Raw genomic sequence first — 22492 nt, 5'->3', positions numbered from 1 at the left:
GGGCTCCGGTGGGGAACCCTCGCGGACCCTATGTGGCGGATAATTCCAAGCCCGAAATTAGACAGAGGCAGCCCCAGACGAACACACGGAAATGCGGTACCCAATCCGCGCATAAGAGTATGCCAGCCGTCGTCAAAATGCCCTGTCTCCTCCTTTGTTCAACAGCTCCACGCATGTGCTTTCGTCGTCAAGACCGGAAAGGAAACAGTCATGACTAAAGACCTTGCAAACGAACATAAGAGGGTCCGATATCGTCGCGAACGCGCTCGATCAGCCGCTCATCCTCGATGATCCTCAAATTTTCAAGGGCTGCGGCGGCGCAGACCGGATGGCCGGAATAGGTGAAGCCGTGGTTGAACTCGCCGACGTCATTGATCAGCACATCGGCGATGCGGCCGCTGACCAACACGCCGCCGATCGGCAGGTAGCCCGAAGACAGGCCCTTGGCGATCGGCGCAAGATCGGGCTCGACGCCGAAATGCTGATAACCGAACCAGGATCCCAACCTTCCAAAGCCGCAGATCACCTCGTCGCAGACGAGCAGGATGTTGCGCGCTTTGCAGATGCGGGCGATCTCCGGCCAATAGGTCGAGGGCGGAATGATGACGCCGCCTGCCCCTTGCACCGGCTCGGCGATGAAGGCGGCGACATTGTCCTCACCCAGTTCATCGATCTTTTCTTCCAGCTCGCGGGCAGCCTTGAGGCCGAACTCTTCCGGAGAGAGATCGCCGCCCTCGGCATACCAATAGGGTTGGCCGATATGGACGACGCCGGGGATCGGCAGATCGCCCTGTTCATGCATATATTTCATGCCGCCCATGCTGGCGCCGGCAACGGTCGACCCGTGGTATCCATTGCGACGAGCGATAACGGTCTTCTTTGCCGGCTTGCCCACCGCACTCCAATAGACACGCGCCATGCGAAACCAGGTGTCGTTGGCTTCGGAGCCGGAATTGGTGAAGAAGACATGGTTGAAATGCGGCCCGGCATGGGCGCAGACCTTCTCGGAGAGGAGCGCTGCCGGCGTCGTCGTCGTACCGAAGAAGGTGTTGTAATAGGGCAGCTCGTTCATCTGGCGGATGGCAGCATCGGCGATTTCCGTTCGCCCATAGCCGATATTGACGCACCAAAGGCCGGCAAAGCCGTCGAGATATTTCTTGCCGTTGCTGTCGAAGATGTAGACACCCTTGCCGTGCTGGATGATCCGAGCGCCATCGGCATTCAACTTCTTCATGTCCGCGAACGGATGGAGATGATGAGCGGCATCGACGGCGGCAAGATTGGAACGGCTGGAAGTGTCGGACATCGTTTGAGAATCCCTATCGGATTGAAAGGCTGACCTCGATCGTTTACGACCATGACGTGAGCACGGGGGATTGACAAGGGCATGGTGGCTGACAACGCAACCGAGGGCACGGCCCGTATCGAGGTGCTGATCTCGGACATGAACGGCCGGCTGCGTGGCAAGCAGATCTCCATCGAAGCGGAAAAGAAAGTCTGGTCCGGAGCCGTGCGGCTGCCGACGTCGACGCAATCCCTGGATATATGGGGCGACGACAATGACGACCTCACCGGCCTGTCGCTGACGATCGGCGATCCCGATGGCACCTGCATTGCCGATCCACGCACGCTCGCGGACATGCCCTGGGCGCCGCCGGGATCGAAGCAGGTGCTGGCCACGATGCATGAACTCGACGGCAGCCCGAGTTTCCAGGACCCACGCGCCATTCTTGCGGCGGTCGTCGATCGCTATAAGGCCCTCGGTCTGACGCCTGTCGTTGCGACTGAGCTGGAATTCTATCTTCTTGCCGGCGACTGGCGCGAGCGCGGCATCCCGTCGCCGCCGGCGGCGCTGATGTATCGTGGCGAGCCGAACGGCTATCAGCTCTACGATATGGATGCCCTCGATCTGCTCGGCGATTATCTTGAAACCTTGCGCGCCTATGCCAGGGCGCAGGGCCTGCCGGCCGATGCCACCACGGCAGAATTCGGCCCAGGACAATTCGAAGTCAATCTGCTGCATCGCCCGGACGCGCTCGCCGCCGCCGATGACTGCACGGCCCTGAAACGAATCGCCGAGCAAGCGGCGCACAAGCACGGGCTCAAATCGACCTGCATGGCGAAACCCTATACCGAGCATGCAGGCTCCGGCCTGCATGTGCACGCCAGCATCATCGACGAAAAGGGCCGCAATATTCTCGACGCGGCGGGGGGCGCGCCAATGAGGCTGAAATCGATCTGCGCCGGTCTGCTGCAAACGCTGCAGGATGCGCAACTTGTCTTCGCGCCCTACGCCAATTCCTATCGCCGCTTCCAGCCAGGTTCGTTCGCGCCAGTCGACCTCACCTGGGGCTATGGTCATCGCGGAACCGCGGTTCGCATCCCCGAAAAGGATGGACCAGGCGCCCGTATCGAGCACCGCGTCGCCGGCGCCGATGCCAATCCATACCTTATACTGGCGGCGATCCTGGGCGGTATGTTGCTTGGATTGCAGAACGAGCTTGATCCCGGCGAAGAGACGACGCCAAGCCATGGGCCGGGGCCGGCAAATGCGCCGCGACTGACGCATGATTTCCTGACCGCCGTCGAGCGCTTCCGCGCCTCTGCCTTCATCGCCGATATTTTCGGGGCGCGATATCAGAAGCTCTACGGCGATACGAAGCACAAGGAAGCGATCCGCCATCTGCGTACCGTATCCGATTTCGACTACCGGACTTACCTGCCGCGCCTTTGATGGATTTCAGACCACCGCGCTGCTGATGGAGTCTTCCTCGGCTGCCCGCGTGGCCGTGCCCTGCTGGACCATTACCTTCAGCTCGCCGGCATGAAGTTTGAGGGCGACATCGCGTTCCAACGGCAGCAGCTCGCCATCCACGACGCAATTGGCGAGGCTGCGCAGCTTCGGGAAATGCAGGTGTACTTCGCGCGTATGCATGACCATGACATCGGCGTTTTCGCGGAAGCGGCCACGCAGCATATCGATGGCGAGCCGGGCAACGCCGAGCGGCCGCAATGGCCTTGCGGTATAGAAGCCGAGTTCGCCACCGCGCAGATCGTCGGCATAAAGCAGCGTGTTGGCGCCAAAAGGATTGTTGGAGACGGAAATCGCCGAAACATGCCGGCGCTCGCGAACTCCCTCCGCTTCGAAATCGACATCGAATTCCGGCGGGTTGAAGACGACACCCAAGGCAGCGCGAATGCTGGCTGATATCTTGCCCATGCGCGAACGATAGCTGTAGGCATTCCGATACCGCACCATTCGCGCGTGCAGCCCGGCGGAAAACTGGTGGATGAAAGGCCGGCCATTGGCGCTGCCTATATCCACTTGGTCGACCTCGCCCGTCGCCAGCACGTCCAGCACCTGCCAGATATCGAGCGGCAGCCGGAGCGAGCGGGCAAAGAGGTTCATGGTGCCGGCGGGAATGACGCCGAGGGCGACGCCGTTTTTCCAAGCGACCGCGGCTGCCGCGGAAATCGTGCCGTCCCCGCCGCCCGCGACGATGCCATCGATATCGTCGCGGCGCGCCGCACGCTCCATGGCAGCAACGATTTCGCTGCCCGAGACGACCAGACCTTCGAAATCGTGGCCGGCGCCCCGGAAAACCTGCTCCGCCTTCATTTCGTAGGCGTTCATATCCGTCGTCTTGAACGTGCCGCCATCACGATTGAAAAAGCCGATCAGTTTCATCGAGGCTCCCGGTTTTCCCGTTGAATCTGTCTCAAGAAGGACTGCTCCCGCACCTGCTAGTCCAAAAATGGTTTCAGGCAAGGCGATTTCAAGCGTCGTTAAACCATGAGCCGCAATCGGGGCGGGTAACCGATTGCGCAATAATCTCGTCTGCATCTATGCGCAGGGCGACATGCTGCGCTGCAAAAAACGCACGCGACAGCGGTATCACGCTGATTCATAGTACTAATTGAGGTGCGTTCGTGCCTTTCCCGTCTTTCATTCCGCATCGTGCATCCGAGACAACATCCCGGTTTTCCCTGCCCGTTGCCCGCTTTGCGGCTTTCTGCATGATTGCCGCCCAGGAGTTTTCGTGAGCGATATCGCCGTCGACCTCATCGATTCCCGATCCGGCTTCGAAGCGCCGTCACGGGCGGCAATCGCCCTTGTCACGCTGGCGCTTGCGGTAGGCAGCTTCGGCATTGGCACCGGTGAGTTCGTCATCATGGGCCTGTTGCCTGAGGTCGCCGATACCTTCGGCGTCACGACCCCGCAAGCCGGGCATGTGATCAGCGCCTATGCGCTCGGCGTCGTTGTCGGCGCGCCGGTCATCGCCGTCCTTGCGGCCAAGATGGCGCGACGCACTCTTCTTTTGCTGATGATGGCAATCTTTGCCGCCGGCAATATTTCCAGCGCTCTGGCTCCGACCTTTGAAAGCTTCGCGGCTCTGCGTTTCATCACTGGCCTGCCGCATGGCGCCTATTTCGGCGTCGCGGCGCTTGTGGCCGCCTCGATGGTGCCTGTCCATCGCCGCGTGCGTGCCGTCGGTCAGGTCATGCTCGGCCTCACCATCGCCACCCTGATCGGCACGCCGATCGCCACCTTCCTCGGTCAGCTTCTCAACTGGCGGGCGGCCTTCATGATGGTCGGCGGCGTCGGCCTTGTTACCATGCTGCTGATTGCTCTGTTCCTGCCCAAGGACAAGGTCGAAGAAGGTGCGAGCATCGCCCGCGAGCTGGGCGCCCTTCGTCGTATCCAGGTGTGGCTGACGCTCGGCATCGCTGCTGTCGGTTTCGGCGGCATGTTCTCGATCTTCAGCTATGTCGCGACAACGACGACGCAGGTTGCCGGTTTGGGAACGGGCATGGTTCCGGTCGTGCTGGCGCTCTTCGGCATCGGCATGAACGTCGGCAATATCGTCGGCTCGCGCTTGGGCGACCTTTCGCTCAAGGGTACGATCGGCGGAATGATGGTCTTCAACGTCGTCATCATGACGCTGTTTTCGCTGACCGCGGCCAACCCGGTGATGCTCTGCCTCTGCGTCTTTCTCATCGGCTGCGGTTTTGCCGCGTGCCCCGCCGTGCAGACGCGCCTTATGGACGTTGCCGCCGACGCGCAGACGCTGGCCGCCGCGTCCAACCATTCGGCCTTCAACATCGCCAACGCGCTCGGCGCCTGGCTTGGCGGTATGGTGATCTCCTGGGGTTTCACAGCGGCATCGACGGGCTATGTCGGCGCCGTGCTCTCCGTCTTCGGCCTGATCGTTTTCGGACTTTCAGTCGCTTTGGAGCGCAACGGCCGGAGCGTATGAGACCGGCACGGGCCGCACTTCCTGCTTGCCCGTATGGCAGAAGACATTTTCCTCACGCCAGACGGCCATCGCCTTGATGATCGGTCCGAGGCTGGCGCCAAGCGGCGTTAGCGTTCCCACATTTTTGCAACAGCGATTGCTGCCACGCAGAAGCCATTAGCCGCCAAACGAAAAATTGCCTGCGACATTGTGGCATTAACCACGGGCGCCACTTGACTTTTCGCCTCTTCGGAGCGACTTCTCCCGGCGTGGGGAACACGCGTTTTCCATACCGATTAACCGGAGCCATCTTACGATGCCTAGCGACAGTAGTAGTCGATTGCCTTTGCCGTCAGTGGCTTTCGTGCTGTAACCGACTCCTGTCGGCTCGCCACGATCTGCCACGACGGCGGATCGACCGGAAAGGCGAGCTATAATGAACATCAACAGCTTTCCCGTGCGGGCTGGCAATGCCGCTCGTGCATTTATCAATAATAACCGCGCCCTTACCATTGCAGAACGCGTAGAATCGCTGAACGCGCTGGAGGCCAGCGAAGCCGCACGCATCCTGGCCAACATGCCGGAGGAGCGGGCCGTTCGCATTCTCGACCGGCCGGAACTGCGCAACGCCCCTGCCATTCTCGAGGTTATGACCAATGCGGACGCCGCACGGCTGCTGCACGGCATGTCAAACGACCGCGTGGCCGACATTCTTCTTGAACTGGACGACGACGCACGCGCTCGGCTGTTCGCTACCCTTGAAGAGCCGGTTCGTGTGGCAATCCAGGGCCTGATGGGTTATCCGCCGCGCACGGCTGGCGGCATCATGACGACGGAGTACGTCAGTGTGTTCGCCAGTTGGACTGTTGCACAGACGCTCGACCATGTGCGCCAGGTCGAGCGCTCCCGCGAAACGGTCTATGCCATCTATGTGCTCGACGACGACACGCATGCGCTGCTGCATGTCGTGACGCTGCGCCGTCTCATCACCGGCCAGCCGGACGCGTGCATCCTGACCGTGGCACAGAAGGGCACGCCGGTCACTGCGCCCGCGCTGATGAAGCAGGAGGACGTCGCCCGGCTGATCCGCCGCCACGATCTGCTCGCACTGCCGGTCGTCGACGAAAACGGCCTGATGCTTGGCATTGTGACCGTCGACGACGTCATCGACACGATGATCGCCGATACGACCGAAGCCGCGCAGAGATTCGGCGGTATGGAAGCCCTTGGCCAGCCCTACATGAAGATCGGCTTTGCGGGCATGATCCGCAAGCGCGCCGGCTGGCTCGCTGCCCTCTTCCTCGGGGAAATGCTGACGGCCAGCGCCATGCAGCACTTCGAAGGCGAGTTGGAGAAGGCGGTGGTGCTGACGCTGTTCATCCCGCTGATCATGAGCTCGGGCGGCAATTCCGGCTCGCAGGCGACCTCGCTGATCATTCGGGCCCTGGCGCTCGGCGAGCTCAAGCTGTCCGATTGGTGGCGCGTCGCCTTCCGCGAACTGCCGACCGGCATCGTGCTCGGTTCTATCCTCGGTCTTGTCGGCTTTGCCCGCATCGTGCTTTGGCAGACCATCGGTCTCTTCGACTATGGCCCGCACTGGCAATTGGTCGGCGTCACTGTTTTCGCCGCGCTGATCGGCATCGTCACATTCGGCTCCCTGGCCGGCTCGATGCTGCCATTCGCGCTGCAGAAACTGCGCCTCGATCCGGCCAGCGCCTCGGCACCATTCGTCGCAACGCTGGTCGATGTGACCGGGCTGGTGATCTATTTCTCGGTCGCACTGCTGATCCTCAGCGGCACGATGCTTTGAGAACATGCAAATCCTGACACGGAAAGGGCCGGCGACGGCCCTTTTCATTTTCAGCCCGGCACCGGCAGCTTCAGCGCGCCGTTGGTCTTGACGCTGCGGATCGCGAAATTCGAGCGCAAGTCGGAGACGCCGGGGAGCGTCAGAAGCTTTTCCGACATCACCCTTTCATAAGCGGCAAGGTCCTCGACGACGACTTCCGCCAGAAAATCCGCAGCTCCCGAAATCAGGTGGCAGGACACGATTTCCGGGATAGCGAGCAGTGCTGCCTGCTGTGCCTCCGAATTCTCCTTCGAGTGATGCCCGACCTTGAGCTCGACGAACACCGTCAAACCGAGGCCGGCCTCCTTGCGGTCGATATCGGCGCGATAGCCGCGCAGGAGACCCGATTTCTCCAGATTGCGGATGCGCCGCAGACAGGGTGACGGCGAAAGGTTCACCCGCTCGGCGATCTCGACATTGGTGGCGCGGGCATCCTCTTGCAGACAGTTGAGGATAGCAATATCGAATTTATCTAGTTTTGGCATTTTTACGAACTTCTTTGAGCTAAATTGGCAGATTATTGCTTATATCACTTTCCTTGAGCCATAACTAGCAAGGACATGCCTCGGCCCTCGAAGCTATCTTTTCTTCAACGGGATGATGATCCCCAACAGTTCGAAAGGATACGTCGATGAGTGCTTTGACCGTCTCTTCCCGCAAGACAATGCCCGCCACGATCGGTTATGCCGGTGCCATCATTACGGTGCTGATCTGGGCCAACTGGATTCTTGCCACGCGCCACACCGCGGAAACGCAGATGGGCACGATCGACCTCGGCCTGATCCGCTATGGCATTCCAGCGCTGGTGCTCTTTCCCGTCTGGCTGCGCACCGGGCTGTTGCCGAAAGGCGTGCCACTGAAGCTGTTGGCGCTGATGGTCTGCGGCTCGGGAGCGCTTTTCTTCCATTTGACCACTTTCGCCATTCACTCTACGCCCGCCGGATCGGCCGGCATTCTGCTCGGAGGTTCGATGCCGCTGGCGACCGCATTGATCGGCGTGCTGCTGTTTCGCGAACGGCCCGACATCACCCGTTGGCTCGGCCTCGGCTGCATCGTCGCCGGCGTCGCTATCCTTTTGGCACGCAGCCTTTCCGGCACGGAGATTTCCTGGGTCAGCTTCACGCTGCTACCGCTTGGCGCTCTGCTCTGGGCCGGTTACACCCACGCATTCCGCCGCTCCGGTCTGAACGCCATCCAGTCAAGCGCCGTTATCGCCATCTGGTCGTTCCTGATCCATGTCGGTCTGGCTCTGATCTTCGGCAGCTCGCTCGCCTCCGTTCCGCTGCCGGAAATCGGCCTGCAGGTCGTCAGCCAAGGCCTGCTTTCCGGCCTCGCCGCCACGCTCGCCTATGGTCTCGCCGTCCAGGCCCTCGGCGGCACGCAGGCCGCGGCCTTCACCGCGATTACCCCCGTTCTCGCCACTTTCGGTGGCGGACTGCTGCTTGGTGAGCCGCTTGGCCTGGCGGAGATTGCAGCCGCCGTCGTCACGGGGATGGGCGTTGCGCTTTCGACGGGGGTATTGTCGAGGAAATAAGGGCAGCAGTCAGCAAAACAGAGATCGAAGGCTGCCGTCGGCAGCCTTCCGCATTGAGAATGGCTCATTTGACGCCAGACGGCGGTAATTCTCAGAACCACAGCGCCATGGCGACCCGTCTTTCGGGATCCGCGCCATGGTCGATCTCGAATTTCAGAGGCTCAAACAATCCCGCCGGCATCTCGCCTTCATCCAACACACGCAGTCCAAGCGAGGCGTAGAACGGTGCGTTGAACGGCACATAGCGATCTGTCGTCAGTGTGACACCTGATGCGCCGCGTTGCCGCGCCGTCTCGATCACGGCCTGCATCAAGCGCCGCCCGACACCCTTTCGCTGCCAGCGCTGCATGACATCAATTTCCACCACATAGACCGCGCCATCGAGCTCGGCCCCCGCGGCGAAGGCAAAGGGTTGATCCAGATGGTCGGCCGCAACGAACAGCAGCTTCGCATCCAGCGACTTCTCCAGCTTCTGGCGCGGCAAGGTACTGCCATCGTCCTCCCTGCCGAGCGCCTGGCGGAGAGTTATGAAGGCGTCGGTCTCGATTTCCGCCAGAAAATCCAGGTCAGCGGAACGGGCAAGGCGGATGGTGTAGGCGTCTTCCCCAGTCTCTCCCATGGATCATCACATGTTCGGATAAACCGGACCCTCGCCACCCTGCGGCGGCACCCAGTTGATATTCTGGTTCGGGTCCTTGATGTCGCAGGTCTTGCAGTGGACGCAGTTCTGGGCGTTGATCACGAAGGTTTCCTGACCGTCCTTTTCCACCCATTCATAGACGCCGGCCGGACAGTAGCGCGTCGACGGGCCGGCGTAGATATCGTGTTCCGACCGCTTCTGCAGGCCCATGTCCTTGACCTGAAGATGCACCGGCTGGTCTTCCTCATGGTTGGTGTTCGACAGGAACACCGAGGAGAGCCGGTCGAAGGTCAAGACGCCATCCGGCTTCGGATAGGCGATTGGCTTGTGCTTGGCGGCCGGCTCCAACGATTGCGCATCGGTCTTGCCGTGCTTCAGCGTGCCGAAGAAGGAAAAGCCGAGCAGCGTGTTCGTCCACATGTCGAGCCCGCCGAGCGCCACGCCGACGGCCGTGCCGAACTTCGACCACAACGGCTTGACGTTGCGGACCTTCTTCAGGTCGCGGCCGATATCGGTGGCGCGCCATTCGTTTTCGATCTCGATCACCTCGTCATTGGCGCGGCCGGCCGCGATCGCCGCGGCGATCTTGTCGGCCGCCAGCATGCCCGACAGCACCGCATTGTGGCTGCCCTTGATGCGCGGCACGTTGACGAAGCCGGCCGAACAGCCGATCAGCGCGCCGCCGGGGAAGGAAAGCTTCGGCACCGACTGATATCCGCCTTCGGTGATGGCGCGCGCGCCATAGGAGATGCGCTTGCCGCCTTCGAAAGTGCCGCGGATCGCCGGATGCGTCTTGAAGCGCTGGAACTCCTCGAAGGGATAAAGATAGGGGTTCTTGTAGTTGAGGTGAATGACGAAGCCGACGGCGACGAGATTGTCTTCGAGATGATAGAGGAAGGAACCGCCGCCGGTCTTCATGCCGAGCGGCCAGCCGAAGGAGTGCTGCACCAGACCCTTTCTGTGGTTCTCGGGCCTCACCTGCCAGAGTTCCTTGATGCCGATGCCGAACTTCTGCGGCTCGCGGCCCTTCGAGAGGTCAAACCTCGCAATAAGCTGCTTGGCAAGCGAACCGCGCACGCCTTCGCCGATCAGCACATATTTGCCGAGCAGCGCCATGCCGCGCGTATAGTTCGGGCCGGGCTCGCCATTTTTCTCGATGCCCATATCGCCGGTGGCGACGCCGATGACGGCGCCGGCATCATTGTAGAGCACTTCGGTGGCGGCAAAGCCGGGATATATCTCGACGCCGAGCTCTTCGGCCTTCGTCGCAAGCCAGCGACAGACATTGCCGAGCGAGACGATATAGTTGCCATGATTGTTCATCAGCGGCGGCATCAGCGCATTTGGCAGGCGCACGGAACCGGCAGGCCCGAGGACCAGGAAATGATCGTCCGTCACCTCGGTCTTGAAGGGATGGCCTTGCTCTTGACGCCAGCCAGGCAGCAGCCGGTCGATGCCGATCGGATCGACGACGGCACCCGACAGGATATGCGCGCCGACTTCCGCTCCCTTCTCGAGCACGACGACGGTGAGATCCGGATTGACCTGCTTCAGGCGGATCGCCGCCGACAGGCCAGCCGGCCCCGCGCCGACGATCACGACGTCGAATTCCATGCTCTCGCGTTCAGGCAGCTCGCTAGCGTCAGTCATTCACTCTGTCTCCGATTGGCCAGGCTCCGCTTGGTTGGGGCGCGGCCTTCTCCCGTTTTTGGGCGTCTTCCCCGTTTGGCTATCTCTTGTCAAAACGGGAGGGGATTGTCGAGCCGGGAAGCGACAGCCGATCCTCCAATTCGCACAACTGGCAAGGAAATTAGATTCCCTTTACGTCAACGTCAATATCGCGGTGCTTCCGCCTGCTGTTTATCGGCTTTCAAAAAGGGCTCGCGCTATTCTATAAACTATTGGAAATATCCGGACAGCGTAGAGGTGAACATATGGATCTCGGCATCAAAGGAAAGCGGGCGCTGGTTCTGGCTTCGTCCAAAGGGCTTGGTCATGGCATTGCCGTGGCGCTGGCGCGCGAGGGCGCGAATGTCCTGCTTTGCGGCCGCAGCGGCGATAGGCTGGAGAGCAATTGCAAGGCCATCAACGCCGAACGAAAAGGCCGGGCGGATTGGATTTGGGCCGATCTCAACGACGAAATGTTCGTCGAGACCGTCAGCAAGGCGGTAACCGACAAGCTCGGCGGCCTCGACATTCTCGTCAACAATACCAGCGGGCCGACGCCGGGGACTTCGGAAGACATGACCGCCGACCGGCTGGAAACCTATTTCCTGTCGATGGTGGCGCGGGTCATCACGCTGACCAATGCGCTGCTTCCGGGCATGAAGGCGCAGGGTTGGGGACGTATCCTGACCGTTGCCTCGTCCGGCGTCATCGAACCCATCCCCAATCTGGCACTTTCCAATACGCTGCGCCCTGCGCTTGCCGGCTGGAGCAAGACATTGGCAGCGGAAGTGGCAGCACACGGCATTACCGTGAATATGCTGTTGCCCGGCAGCATCGCCACCGACCGGCTGGCCGACCTTGACAATGCGGCGGCCAAACGCACCGGAAAAAGCCTGGAGGAAATCGAAGCCGAGCGACAACAGCGCATTCCCGCCGGCCGCTACGGCCGGGTCGAGGAATTCGCGGCGACCGCCGCTTTCCTTTGCAGCGAACCTGCAAGCTATGTCACGGGCTCGATGATCCGCTGCGATGGCGGGGCGGCGCGTTCTCTTTGAAAGAAGCGATCAGCGAGGCCCTCGCCCCAGAAAAAACCGACTTCTGAACACAATTGCGTGAGAAACAAATGGGCTGGCGTTAGGCAATAATGCTGCCGAATCCGCCTGGATGAAGGCAAAAGACGGGCATTTCCCGGCTTTTATTACATAGCGGCAATCAAAAAATAGTCATTTCGCTCATTTATTGCACTGCAAACGAAAGCATCCCGGCAAAGCTTTCCAACTGTTAATTTTTCACCCTGTCCAACTGTGGTAGGTTACTGCGAACTGACGTTCATCAATTCACGTTATAGGGACAGAATACCGAACGTTAGCGGTAACAGCGATGTGATGGGTTGTGGTGAAACGCGCGCTCTTGTGCGTTGCAATAAACCCGTCTCAAAGTCACCGCACTTCCTGCAACTCGCCTCGACCGGTTTTTTAATATGAAGAAATTTTGGCTCTCACTCGGCCTTCTCGTTGTCGCAGCTCTTGCAGTCTGGAGCTACCGCGACCGTATCCCCTTTATGTCCGCTTTAATCGACAGGGCATCCGCCAAGACCGAGGATAGCAGCAAGGCAGCAGATGCCGGCGGCCACGGCAAGCGTCAGGCGGCGCCTCAGGTCGTTAAGACCGTGGCGGTCACGAAAAGGACGCTGGCCAACGATGTTACCGCCACCGGCTGGGCCGATGCGCAGGACACGACGACAATCGCCGCGCAGGAATCCGGCATTATTACCTCGATCGCGGCTCAGGATGGCGCCATGGTCAAGGCCGGCGACCTGATCGCCAAGCTTGATGCGCGTACCGCGCAGGCCTCCGTCGACAAGGACCAGGCAACCCTTGCCAAGGACCAGGCAACGCTCACCGAAACCGAAGCGGCGCTGACGCGGGCCAAGACCCTCCTGAATGGAGCCGGTACGCAGCAGACGGTGGACCAGGCCGTCGCGGCACGCGACACGGCCGTCGCGACGGTCAACGGCGACAAGGCACAGCTCGCAGCCGATCAGGTGCTGCTGGAACACACCGAAATCCGTGCGCCCTATGATGGCCGTCTCGGCGATGTCACTCTGAGCGTAGGCGCTTATGTCAGCCCCGGCACGGCTATCGTCTCGATCGCCCAGTACGATCCGATCTACGTCAAGTTCCACCTGCAGGAGAGCCACCTGCGCGAACTGGAGGAAGCGATGAAGACCGGGACTGTTCCCGTCAGCACCGTGCCCCGATCGGCTGAAGGCAAGTCACGCCAGGGCGAGATGAGCTTTTATGACAACCAGGTCGACGCCGCATCCGGCACGATCCTCGCCAAGGCAAAGTTCAACAATGCCAACGGCGCCATCTGGCCCGGCCAGTCGGTCAACATCGTCGTGCATTTCAACGACAACCAGCCTGTTCTCGTCGCGCCTACTGTTTCGATCAGCCCTGGCCCGGACGGCTTCTTTGCCTTTGTCGTCAAGGACAACAAGGTGCACATGACACCGGTCACCGTTGCGCGCCAGAATGGCGGATACAGCGCGATCGCCAAGGGCCTTTCGGAAGGCGACCATGTCGTGACCGAAGGACAGGTGCAGTTGAACGACGGCCAGAGCGTCGTCGAGCAATTCAACGACGCCCCGCCGCAGAAAGTCGCCTCGGCTGACGATCAGCCGGGTCAGAAAACCGAAACGATCTCTGTCGGAGCGCAGCAATGATCCCCAGCTTCTGTATCCGGCGGCCGGTCGCGACAACGCTTTTGGCCTTAGGGGTGGTTATGGCAGGCTGGGCAGGCTATCGCCTCGTGCCCGTGGCGGCGCTGCCGCAGGTCGACTTTCCGACCATCAACGTCACCGCACAATTGACCGGCGCCTCGCCGCAGACCATGGCGACCTCGGTTTCAACGCCGTTGATCAAGCAGTTCGAAACGATTCCCGGCATCAGCGAAATCTCGTCGACGAACTCGCTCGGCAATACCAGCATCGTGCTGCAATTCGATCTCAACCGCGATATCGACGCCGCTGCGGCTGACGTTCAGGCGGCAATCTCGCACGCGACGCGCCAGTTGCCCGATAATCTGACCGTGCCGCCGAGCTATCGCAAGACCAATCCGGCCGATGCGCCGGTCATGCTGCTGGCCGTGCAGAGCGATACTATGCCGCGCAGCAAGCTTGACGAAATTGCCGAAGACATCATCTCGCCGTCGCTGTCCACTCTTCCGGGCGTGGCGGAAGTGACGGTGTTCGGCGCCCAGACCTATGCGGTGCGCGTCGAAGTCGATCCCGCCAAGCTGCAGGACCGCAGCATCGGCATCGATACGGTCAACAATGCCCTAGTCAACGCCAACAGCCAGGTTCCGGTGGGCACTCTGCAGAACAATTCGCAGAGCATGACCATCAACTCCAACACGCAGCGCACCAATGCCGCGGAGTTCCGGTCACTTGTCATTGCCAACCCGAACGGCGCGCCGATCCACCTCAGCGACGTTGCCGACGTGCAGGACAGCGTGGAAAACACCAATGCCGGCTCCTGGTATGACGGCAAGCGGGCGATCATTCTTGCCATCCAGCGCCAGCCGGATGCCAATACGGTCGATGTGGTCGACGCTATCAACGCCAAATTGCCGCAGCTCCATGCGGAAATTCCGGGCTCGGTGAAGACGACCGTCATGAACGATTCAGCGCAGCCGATCCGCGCTGCGATATCGGACGTCAAGTTTACGCTGATGCTGACGATCGGCCTCGTCGTGCTAGTGATCTATCTCTTCACCGGTCATGTCACGGCAACGATCATCCCCGGCCTTGCCGTGCCGTTGTCGCTTATTGCGACCTTCGGCATGATGTATATTCTCGGATATAGCATCGACAATATCTCGCTGCTCGGATTGACGCTCGCGGTCGGTCTCGTGGTCGACGACGCCATCGTCATGCTTGAAAACATATTGCGGCATGTCGAAGAGGGCATGCCCGTGCTCGAGGCGGCGCTCAAGGGGTCGGCGGAAGTCAGCTATACCATCATATCCATGTCGATTTCGCTGATCGCCGTGTTCATTCCGATCCTGCTGATGGGCGGCGTCGTCGGCCGCATCTTCAACGAGTTCGGCATGGTCGTCGCCATCGCCATTGTGTCTTCCGCGATCGTGTCGCTCACCGTCACCCCCATGCTCAGCTCGCGCCTGTCGGCGGGCCATGGAGAGCCCCCTTATCCGGTACGTCTCTTCAACGCAAGCTTCGATTGGACCCAGCGTGGCTATGACAAAGGCGTCGCCTGGTGCCTTCGCCATCGCGGCACGGTGCTGCTGAGCTTCTTCGGCTCGGTCGCTCTCTCGGCGTATCTCTTCATGGTACTGCCGGCGAGCTTCTTCCCGACGGAAGATATCGGCCGCCTGACGATCTCGACGCAGGCGCGGCAGGATATTTCCTATCCGGCAATGCAGGACCTGCAGAACCAGGCCGCCGCTATCGTAAAACAAAACCCGGCCGTCGCTCACGTCATGTCGATCGTTGGCGGCAACGCGCGCCAGCCGCTGAACAACGGCACCATGTATGTTGAGTTGAAGGCAAAGGATAAGCGAGAGCCGCTTGACAATACTCTACGGGAGTTGCGCGCCGGCATCAGCAAGATTGCCGGCCTGAAGGCCTATATCACGCCCCAGCAAAGCCTGCGCTTTGGCGGCCGTCAGACCGCCAGCCAGTATCAGCTCGTCGTCCAAGCCCTGAGTGCCGATCAGACCAACCTGTGGGCCAACAAGATCCAGGATGAAATGCGCCGCGACCCGCGCTTCACGGACGTCGCCTCGGACGAGCAGAACAACGCGCTGCAGGCCAATATCGTCGTCGATACCGAAAAGGCCGCAGCCTACGGCATCAATAACAATCAGTTGCGCACTTCACTGGAAGAAGGCTTCGGCGGCTATGCCGCGGCTCAGATCCAATCCACCGGCGACAGCTACGACGTCATCGTCGAATACGACACCAGTAAGCCCTGGGATGACCAGAAGCTGCAGGAAATCCAGATCGCCTCGGCAAGCGGCGCGCTGGTACCTCTGTCGAACTTCGCCCATGTCGAGCGCACGACCGGCCCGGTCACCATCAACCAAACAGGCCAGCTCGTCTCGACGACCGTTTCCTTCAACCTGCCGGCCGGCGAAGCACTCGGCGACGCCACCGCCCAGATCGACCAGATTAAGAAGGACATCAACATGCCGGCGGACGTCTTCACGTCCTACGGCGGTACCGCCCAGATCTTCCAGCAGTCGCAAGGCAGCACGCCATACCTCATCCTTGCCGCTGTTCTGACGATCTATGTGGTTCTCGGCGTTCTCTATGAGAGCTTCATCCATCCGCTGACCATCCTCTCCGGCCTGCCTGCCGCCGCTCTCGGCGCGCTGCTGGCCCTGAAGGTCTTCGGCTTCGACCTGTCGATCATCGCGCTCATCGGTTTGCTGATGCTGATCGGTATCGTGAAGAAAAACGCGATCATGATGATCGACGTGGCGCTGGACACACTTCGATCGACGGCCGGTATATCGCCCGCGGAAGCGATCCATGAAGCCTGCGTGCGCCGCTTCCGTCCGATCATGATGACGACCTTCTGCGCCCTGCTCGGCGCACTCCCAATCGCCGTCGGCGGTGGCGCCAGCTCGGAACTGCGTCAGCCGCTCGGCATTGCCGTCGTCGGAGGCCTTGTCGTCTCGCAGATCCTGACGCTGTTCATCACGCCGGTGATCTTCCTCGAGATGAACCGTCTGAACGACTTCGTGGGCCGTCTCGGCAAACGCAAGGACAAGCACCAGCACGAAGAAGAAAGGCCGACCGCCATCGCGGCCGAATGAGAACAAACGGGCGCTATCAGGCGCACGGGCGCTATCAGGCGCCCGTTTTATTTTGGCGTGATCGGGAACCGAAACCACACCATTAAAGCTGCGAAGCGGTTTGGGATAAGCTCACGCCGAAACAAATGCTCTCTGAAGTCTTGCACTTGCAGCCCAGCCATGCCATGACGCGCCCTCTTTACGACAAGGGCGCGTCTTGCGTTCCATAAGGGGCGTTGCCCCATTCCAAAAAATTTTCAGCAGAAGGGAGTGCGGGCATGGCTCGGGCGCTTGGTTTCGACTTCGGCACAACGAACACGGTTCTGGCGATGGCCGATGGTCCGGCAACGCAATCGGTCGCCTTCACCAGCGTCGCCGGCACCGCTGACAGCATGCGCACGGCCCTGTCCTTCATGAAGGATCCGGGACTGGGTGCGGCGGCCCTGAAGGTCGAGGCAGGGCATGCCGCCATCCGGCAGTTCATCGACAATCCCGGCGACTGCCGCTTTCTGCAATCGATCAAGACATTTGCGGCAAGTGCGCTTTTCCAGGGCACGCTTATCTTTGCCAAACGCCACACTTTCGAAGATCTGATGGAAATCTTCGTGCGCCGGCTGCGCACCTACGCCGGCGACGGCTGGCCGGCGGATGTCGGCCGCATCGTCGCAGGCCGGCCCGTGCACTTTGCTGGCGCCAGTCCGGATGCCTCCTTAGCCACAGCCCGCTATAATGAGGCGCTTTCGCGCTTCGGCTTTCCGGAAATCCATTATGTCTATGAGCCGGTGGCGGCCGCTTTCTATTTCGCACAGCACCTGAAAGCCGATGCGACCGTGCTGGTGGCCGATTTTGGCGGCGGCACCACGGACTATTCGCTGATCCGCTTCGAAACCCATGGCGGCAAGCTGACGGCGACACCGATCGGCCATTCCGGCGTCGGCATTGCCGGCGATCACTTCGACTTCCGAATGATCGATAACATCGTTTCGCCGGCGATCGGCAAGGGCAGCCTCTTCAAGAGCTTCGATAAGCTGCTGGAAGTGCCCACCTCCTACTACGCCAATTTCGGCCGCTGGAACCAGCTATCGATCTTCAAGACCTCGCGCGAATATGCCGATCTGAAGACGCTGGTGCGCAGCAGCCTAGAGCCCGAAAAGCTCGAGACCTTTATCGAGCTCGTCGAACACGATGAAGGCTATCCACTCTATCAGGCCGTGTCGGCGACCAAGATGGCGCTTTCGGCCCATGAGGAAGCTGAGTTCAACTTCCCGCCGCTTGGCAGGGCCGGCCGCAAAACCGTGCGCCGCAGTGATTTCGAAAGCTGGATCGCCGACGATCTCGCCCGGATCGAAGGTGCGCTGGATGACGTACTGGCGACGACCAACACAGCGCCGGAGACCATCGACAAGGTGTTCCTCACGGGCGGCACGTCTTTCGTGCCCGCGGTGCGCCGCATCTTTATCGAACGCTTCGGTCAGGAACGGATCGAAACCGGCGGCGAGCTGCTGTCGATCGCCCACGGCCTCGCCTTGATCGGCGAACGCGACGACATCAGTCAGTGGACGGCGTGAGGGTGGCGAACACCCTGCCCTTTCGTTCTTCCGCTGCTTTGGCTAGAGTTCGCCCATGATCTCCGCCAACGACCTCACTCCGGCCGAACTTGCCGCGCTTCTGCATTTTCATTCGGATGCCGGCGTCGAATGGCTGCTCGAAGAAGAGGCCGTCGATCGCTTTGCCGAATTCGAGGCGATGAAGGCCGCTCGCCAAGGCGCCCGGCCAGTCCAGCCACGCGTCGAGGCACCGCCGTCGGCGGCACGACCGGCAACGCAGCCGGAACGTCGCCAGGCCGCACAGCCGGCCGCCGCGCCGATGTCACCGCGAAGCGCACCGGCCATCCCTGACGAGCAAGCTGTCGAACAGGCCCGGTTCGCCGCCGAAAGCGCCCGGTCATTGAGCGAACTCAAGACGGCGCTGGAGGCCTTCAACGGCTGCAATCTGAAAAATAGCGCGCGCTCGACCATCTTTGCCAGCGGCAGCCCCGAAGGCCGTATCATGGTAATCGGCCCGATGCCCAGCGCCGACGACGACCGTGAAGGCCTGCCCTTTGCCGGACGAACCGGTCAATTGCTCGACAAGATGCTGGGTGCCATCGGTCTTGAGCGAGGCGGCATCCTGCTGACCAATGTCATTCCGTGGCGGCCGCCGGGAAATCGCGCGCCATCGGCACCGGAAGTCGAGATATGCCGCCCCTTCATCGAACGGCAGATCGCGCTCGCAGAGCCGAAAGCCCTGCTGCTGCTCGGCAATTTCACCGCTCGTCACTTCTTCGAAAGCAACGAAACCATTCACGGCCTGCGCGGACAATGGCGGGATGTGACGATCGCCGGGAGGGCGATACCGGCGATCGCCAGCCTCCATCCTCAGGAATTGCTGACTGCTCCGATCAATAAGCGCTTGGCCTGGAACGATCTTTTGACTTTCAAAAGCCGTATCGAAGCAGATTTGGGCTAAATTTTCATCGATATTAACGGAAGATGAAATTTGCCATGCGTTCTTTGCATGGCAGTATTCCCGTCTTGTGCATTGCAGAATCAATGCTGCATTGCAATATATGCCATGTGTCTTGGGAGGAAATTGAAAGGAACCAAGGCCATGACTGCTCGTTTCCGTCCTATTCATAGCGGGTTTGATACCCTGCGTCGCGTCATCGTACCTGTGCGCGCCACCAACGGCCATCGCAGCCTCGGCATTGCCGCCAATGAGCAAATGACTGCTCGCGGCACCGGGATGTCTGCCCGCATTGCCCGTCCGACCGCTATGTTCGCCGACTTCCGTGAGTGCTGATACTGTGTCTTTAGGCTTGCGCTCCTTTTTCGTTTTTCTCGATTGCGTGGGGCATATCGGCTCTGCGGTGCGAGCAGCAGAGGAATTCGAGCGGGCCAGCAGCCTGCTCAAGGCCGACAAGAGCGACCTTGGCCCGGCACATGCTGCGACTGCGGCGATCCCGTTGTAGATTTGGAAGCGGCGGACGCGATGGCGCTGCCCCTTCAATTTCGGATTTCATAATAGATTTTCATGAAGAGTAGCGCCGGGGAATCCGGCGTTTTTTCGCGTTTCGCTAAGCCGAAACGGCACAGGCCGCTACCGATTGGGCCCACGTAAAAGCTTCATCCACAGCGGCGAGCTTTACAGCCTGCCACCGGCAATATTCGTCAAGAAAGTCACGTGACATCCAAAGGCGTGTCTTTTTGGGTTCGTCATACCAACCGAGACTGCCGCCATCGGCAGCCTTGCGCAAAAGACGCTGCAAATGGGTTCGCGACATCATGAACTGCGCGGCGATTGCCCGCGTATCGATTCGGCCGAGATTGACGCGGCCGTCCACTTCCGTACTCAGATCCAGCCGGGCGACGAGATGGTCCATCACAAGGCCCCCCGCTTCCGTCCAGAGAAACAAACCGACCCGCTCCGGCGGCTCGCGCCAGGCTGATGTCTCCAAGCAGTGGCGCGCCATGCGCGGCTGCGCCAGATCGATCAGTACCGGATCAGAGGCAAGCGTCGCGGCACGGTCCCCATTGTCGAGCAGGTCGAGTGCCGCGAGATTGGCGAGATACCAACTGAACATTGCGGTTTGACTGACTTCGGCCGGCTCGTAGCGGCGCGGCCGTCGAACAACGCCCGCGGCAGGAACGAGGAAGCGGTACGTCAGCAATTCTTCTATATAGCTTAGCACCGTGTTGCGGCTGGCGACGCGGTATTGCGTAATGACATCGCGAAGCTTGACGACTGTCAGGCCTGATCCGGCCACGGCCGGATCGTATTCGAAATGAAGCGCATAGGCCGTCTGGGTCAGCAGCCAGCGTTGATGCGAGGCCAAAAGGCGCGCGATCCGCGGTCCGCTGTCGTAACGGTCCCGCAACGCCCCTGCCAAAAAACGCAGGCAGGGTACCAATTCGGGATGGCAAGCAAGTTGCTCGACGGAAAAGCTCAATCGGGCCTCCTTATGGCGCCCTTCTAAAATACTGATCGGAAGGAATTGTTCTCATTCTTTTGAATAAACTGCCTCCACAGATCGTAGCTCCGCCATTCGATAGCATGCTATAGTAAGCTGAAAACAGTGTTATCACAGGAAGTTAAACAAATAATTTAACTTTAAAACCATTCTTTCACCATCATATTTTTTCAATGACCTTGCGCGGCCGCGGGATAGATCCATCACACGCGTCACATGGCGTCGCGATTGATCGCGCGTCATTGCTGCGTTAGAGGAAGATGCGTTTTTGACGATCCGCATCTTCTTCAACCAATCGACCGGAATCTCGCTCCAATGCTGGCCAGCCTCGTCTCGATCGCCAGTCTGATGTTGTCAACGCTGTTGATGATGGTCGGCTATGGCCTGATGAACTTCGTCGTCCCGATCCGCTCCATGGCGGAAGGCTGGTCGACTTTCACCATTTCGGTGATCGCCACCGGGTACACTTTCGGCTTTACCATATCCTGCATCATCACACCGCGCTTTGTGCAGCGGGTGGGACATGTGCGTGTATTCGGTGCTCTGATCTCATTGCTCAGCATCGGCATTCTGCTGTGCGCATTGATGGTCGATTGGCGCGCTTGGCTGGTTTTCCGGTGCATCAGCGGCTTCGGCATCGCCGGCGCCTATCTCATCATCGAAAGCTGGTTGAACGAGCGGGTCACCAACGACAATCGTGCGACCATCTTCTCGGTCTACATGATCACCTGTCTGGTCGGTTCGATCGGCGGGCAATATCTGGTGCCGCTCGGCGATCCCAGCAATACCTCACTTTTTATCCTCTGCGGCGTCATCTTCGCGCTCGCGATGCTGCCGACGGCACTATCGACCGCCAAGTCGCCGACGCCGATCCATCAGGCCAAGTTCGACCTGCCGAAGCTTTATCGGCTGTCGCCCATCGCCTTCGTTGGCTCCCTGCTATCGGGCGCCCTCTCCGGCACCTGGAGCAGCCTTGGCGGCGTCTATACACAGAATGTCGGCATGAACACGGCCGAGGGCGCGACGCTGCTCGCCTGCGTGCTCGCCGGCGGCGCAGTATCGCAAATGCCGATCGGCCGCATATCCGACCTGATGGACCGCCGCTATGTGATGATCGTCTGCGGTGTCGTCGGCATTCTTGCCTGCATCATCATGACGTTGTTTGACGTGCACGCGCAAATGACGCTCTATGTCGCCGGCTTCTTCATCGGCACCGTGCTCTATCCGATCTACGCGCTGAATGTCGCCCATGCCAACGACCGCGCAGCGCCGGATGAATATGTCACCATTTCCAGCGGCATCATGCTGCTCTACGGACTTGGCACGGTCTCCGGGCCGCTGCTCGGCGGCGCGATGATGCAAGTTGCCGGTCCGTCGGGCCTACTCTGGTTCCTGGCTCTCGCCTTTGCGTTCTACGCCGGCTATGCCGGTTGGCGCATCGCCAGGCGCAAGCCGAACGAAGGACGCGTGGAAAAGACGGACTTCCAGTCCATACCACTGCCTGTCCGGGGCAGCGAACCCACAGTTCGCACGATGCAGTCCACAGCCGATTGATCGCCCCGGATCTGCCTGTCAGAGTCGACGAAGTTCCGCCGAGCGAGTTTCATGATCGGCCTAATGGGCTCGTTTAAGCCGCCGGTATTCGCGACAGCAAACTGACGCGGCGACGCGATCAAGGCGGCGTTCAACCTAAAATGAAACGTGGCCTTCCCGATCAAATACTTCGCCCGCCATC

The 22492-nt window shown here is 60.4% G+C and carries 16 protein-coding genes and 1 pseudogene; 11 read left to right on the top strand and 6 right to left on the bottom strand.

What is annotated here, in order from left to right:
- Positions 1–235 precede the first annotated feature (235 nt).
- Positions 236–1306, bottom strand: a pseudogene (locus QDY28_RS06500) (aminotransferase); the annotation flags it as partial.
- Between the two features lie 81 nt (positions 1307–1387).
- Between QDY28_RS06500 and QDY28_RS06495 the strand changes: the two are divergent.
- Positions 1388–2734, top strand: coding sequence for a glutamine synthetase family protein (locus tag QDY28_RS06495; protein WP_331380858.1), 1347 nt, complete (start codon positions 1388–1390; stop codon positions 2732–2734).
- 6 nt (positions 2735–2740) lie between these two features.
- On the opposite strand, the gene QDY28_RS06490 is transcribed toward QDY28_RS06495, so the two are convergent.
- The gene (locus QDY28_RS06490; protein WP_331380857.1) at positions 2741–3688 is read right to left on the bottom strand and encodes a diacylglycerol/lipid kinase family protein; all 948 of its coding nucleotides are present in this window, start codon (positions 3686–3688) and stop codon (positions 2741–2743) included.
- A gap of 352 nt (positions 3689–4040) precedes the next feature.
- Here QDY28_RS06490 and QDY28_RS06485 point away from each other — a divergent pair, with 352 nt between their 5' ends.
- Both QDY28_RS06485 and mgtE read left to right on the top strand, forming a co-directional pair.
- Complete coding sequence (locus QDY28_RS06485; RefSeq protein WP_442967489.1) at positions 4041–5258, top strand: MFS transporter; 1218 nt, start codon at positions 4041–4043, stop codon at positions 5256–5258.
- A gap of 415 nt (positions 5259–5673) precedes the next feature.
- Positions 5674–7047, top strand: a complete 1374-nt coding sequence (mgtE, locus tag QDY28_RS06480) for a magnesium transporter (RefSeq protein ID WP_331380856.1) — start codon at positions 5674–5676, stop codon at positions 7045–7047.
- A 50-nt stretch (positions 7048–7097) separates the two neighbouring features.
- Here mgtE and QDY28_RS06475 read toward each other — a convergent pair whose 3' ends face one another.
- Entirely contained in the window at positions 7098–7571 is a 474-nt protein-coding gene (locus QDY28_RS06475; RefSeq protein ID WP_331380855.1) for an Lrp/AsnC family transcriptional regulator, read from the bottom strand.
- 146 nt (positions 7572–7717) lie between these two features.
- On the opposite strand from QDY28_RS06475, the gene QDY28_RS06470 reads away from it, so the two are divergent.
- Complete coding sequence (locus QDY28_RS06470; RefSeq protein WP_331380854.1) at positions 7718–8620, top strand: DMT family transporter; 903 nt, start codon at positions 7718–7720, stop codon at positions 8618–8620.
- A 91-nt stretch (positions 8621–8711) separates the two neighbouring features.
- Here QDY28_RS06470 and QDY28_RS06465 read toward each other — a convergent pair whose 3' ends face one another.
- Together QDY28_RS06465 and QDY28_RS06460 are read right to left on the bottom strand one after the other, a co-directional pair.
- Positions 8712–9239, bottom strand: coding sequence for a GNAT family N-acetyltransferase (locus QDY28_RS06465; protein ID WP_331380853.1), 528 nt, complete (start codon positions 9237–9239; stop codon positions 8712–8714).
- A 6-nt stretch (positions 9240–9245) separates the two neighbouring features.
- The gene (locus tag QDY28_RS06460; RefSeq protein WP_331380852.1) at positions 9246–10910 is read right to left on the bottom strand and encodes an electron transfer flavoprotein-ubiquinone oxidoreductase; all 1665 of its coding nucleotides are present in this window, start codon (positions 10908–10910) and stop codon (positions 9246–9248) included.
- A gap of 284 nt (positions 10911–11194) precedes the next feature.
- Between QDY28_RS06460 and QDY28_RS06455 the strand changes: the two genes are divergently transcribed.
- The 6 genes from QDY28_RS06455 (at position 11195) to QDY28_RS06430 (ending at position 19589) form a co-directional block, all read left to right on the top strand.
- Positions 11195–11983 carry an SDR family oxidoreductase gene (locus tag QDY28_RS06455; RefSeq protein WP_331380851.1) on the top strand — a complete coding sequence of 263 codons (789 nt, stop codon included), beginning with the start codon at positions 11195–11197 and terminating at the stop codon, positions 11981–11983.
- Between the two features lie 425 nt (positions 11984–12408).
- A complete protein-coding gene (locus tag QDY28_RS06450; RefSeq protein ID WP_331380850.1) occupies positions 12409–13653 on the top strand; it encodes an efflux RND transporter periplasmic adaptor subunit in 1245 nt (414 codons plus the stop codon).
- Positions 13650–16769, top strand: coding sequence for an efflux RND transporter permease subunit (locus QDY28_RS06445; RefSeq protein ID WP_331380849.1), 3120 nt, complete (start codon positions 13650–13652; stop codon positions 16767–16769). The genes QDY28_RS06450 and QDY28_RS06445 overlap by 4 nt, the downstream gene beginning before the upstream one ends.
- 257 nt (positions 16770–17026) lie before the next feature.
- Entirely contained in the window at positions 17027–18316 is a 1290-nt protein-coding gene (locus QDY28_RS06440; RefSeq protein ID WP_331380848.1) for an Hsp70 family protein, read from the top strand.
- Positions 18317–18371: 55 nt separating this feature from the next.
- Positions 18372–19256, top strand: a complete 885-nt coding sequence (locus QDY28_RS06435; RefSeq protein ID WP_331380847.1) for a uracil-DNA glycosylase — start codon at positions 18372–18374, stop codon at positions 19254–19256.
- Positions 19257–19397: 141 nt separating this feature from the next.
- Positions 19398–19589 carry a hypothetical protein gene (locus tag QDY28_RS06430; RefSeq protein WP_331380846.1) on the top strand — a complete coding sequence of 64 codons (192 nt, stop codon included), beginning with the start codon at positions 19398–19400 and terminating at the stop codon, positions 19587–19589.
- A 274-nt stretch (positions 19590–19863) separates the two neighbouring features.
- Here the strand turns inward: QDY28_RS06430 and QDY28_RS06425 are convergent, their stop codons facing one another.
- Complete coding sequence (locus QDY28_RS06425; RefSeq protein WP_331380845.1) at positions 19864–20736, bottom strand: hypothetical protein; 873 nt, start codon at positions 20734–20736, stop codon at positions 19864–19866.
- A gap of 336 nt (positions 20737–21072) precedes the next feature.
- On the opposite strand from QDY28_RS06425, the gene QDY28_RS06420 reads away from it, so the two are divergent.
- Positions 21073–22311 carry an MFS transporter gene (locus tag QDY28_RS06420; protein WP_331380844.1) on the top strand — a complete coding sequence of 413 codons (1239 nt, stop codon included), beginning with the start codon at positions 21073–21075 and terminating at the stop codon, positions 22309–22311.
- Positions 22312–22492: the final 181 nt, after the last annotated feature.

It is taken from the genome of Rhizobium sp. BR 362 (assembly GCF_036528765.1).
Classification (GTDB): Bacteria; Pseudomonadota; Alphaproteobacteria; order Rhizobiales; family Rhizobiaceae; genus Rhizobium.
The sequence above is the reverse complement of the archived record's forward strand: the minus strand, read 5'-3'. Positions and strand labels throughout refer to the sequence as shown.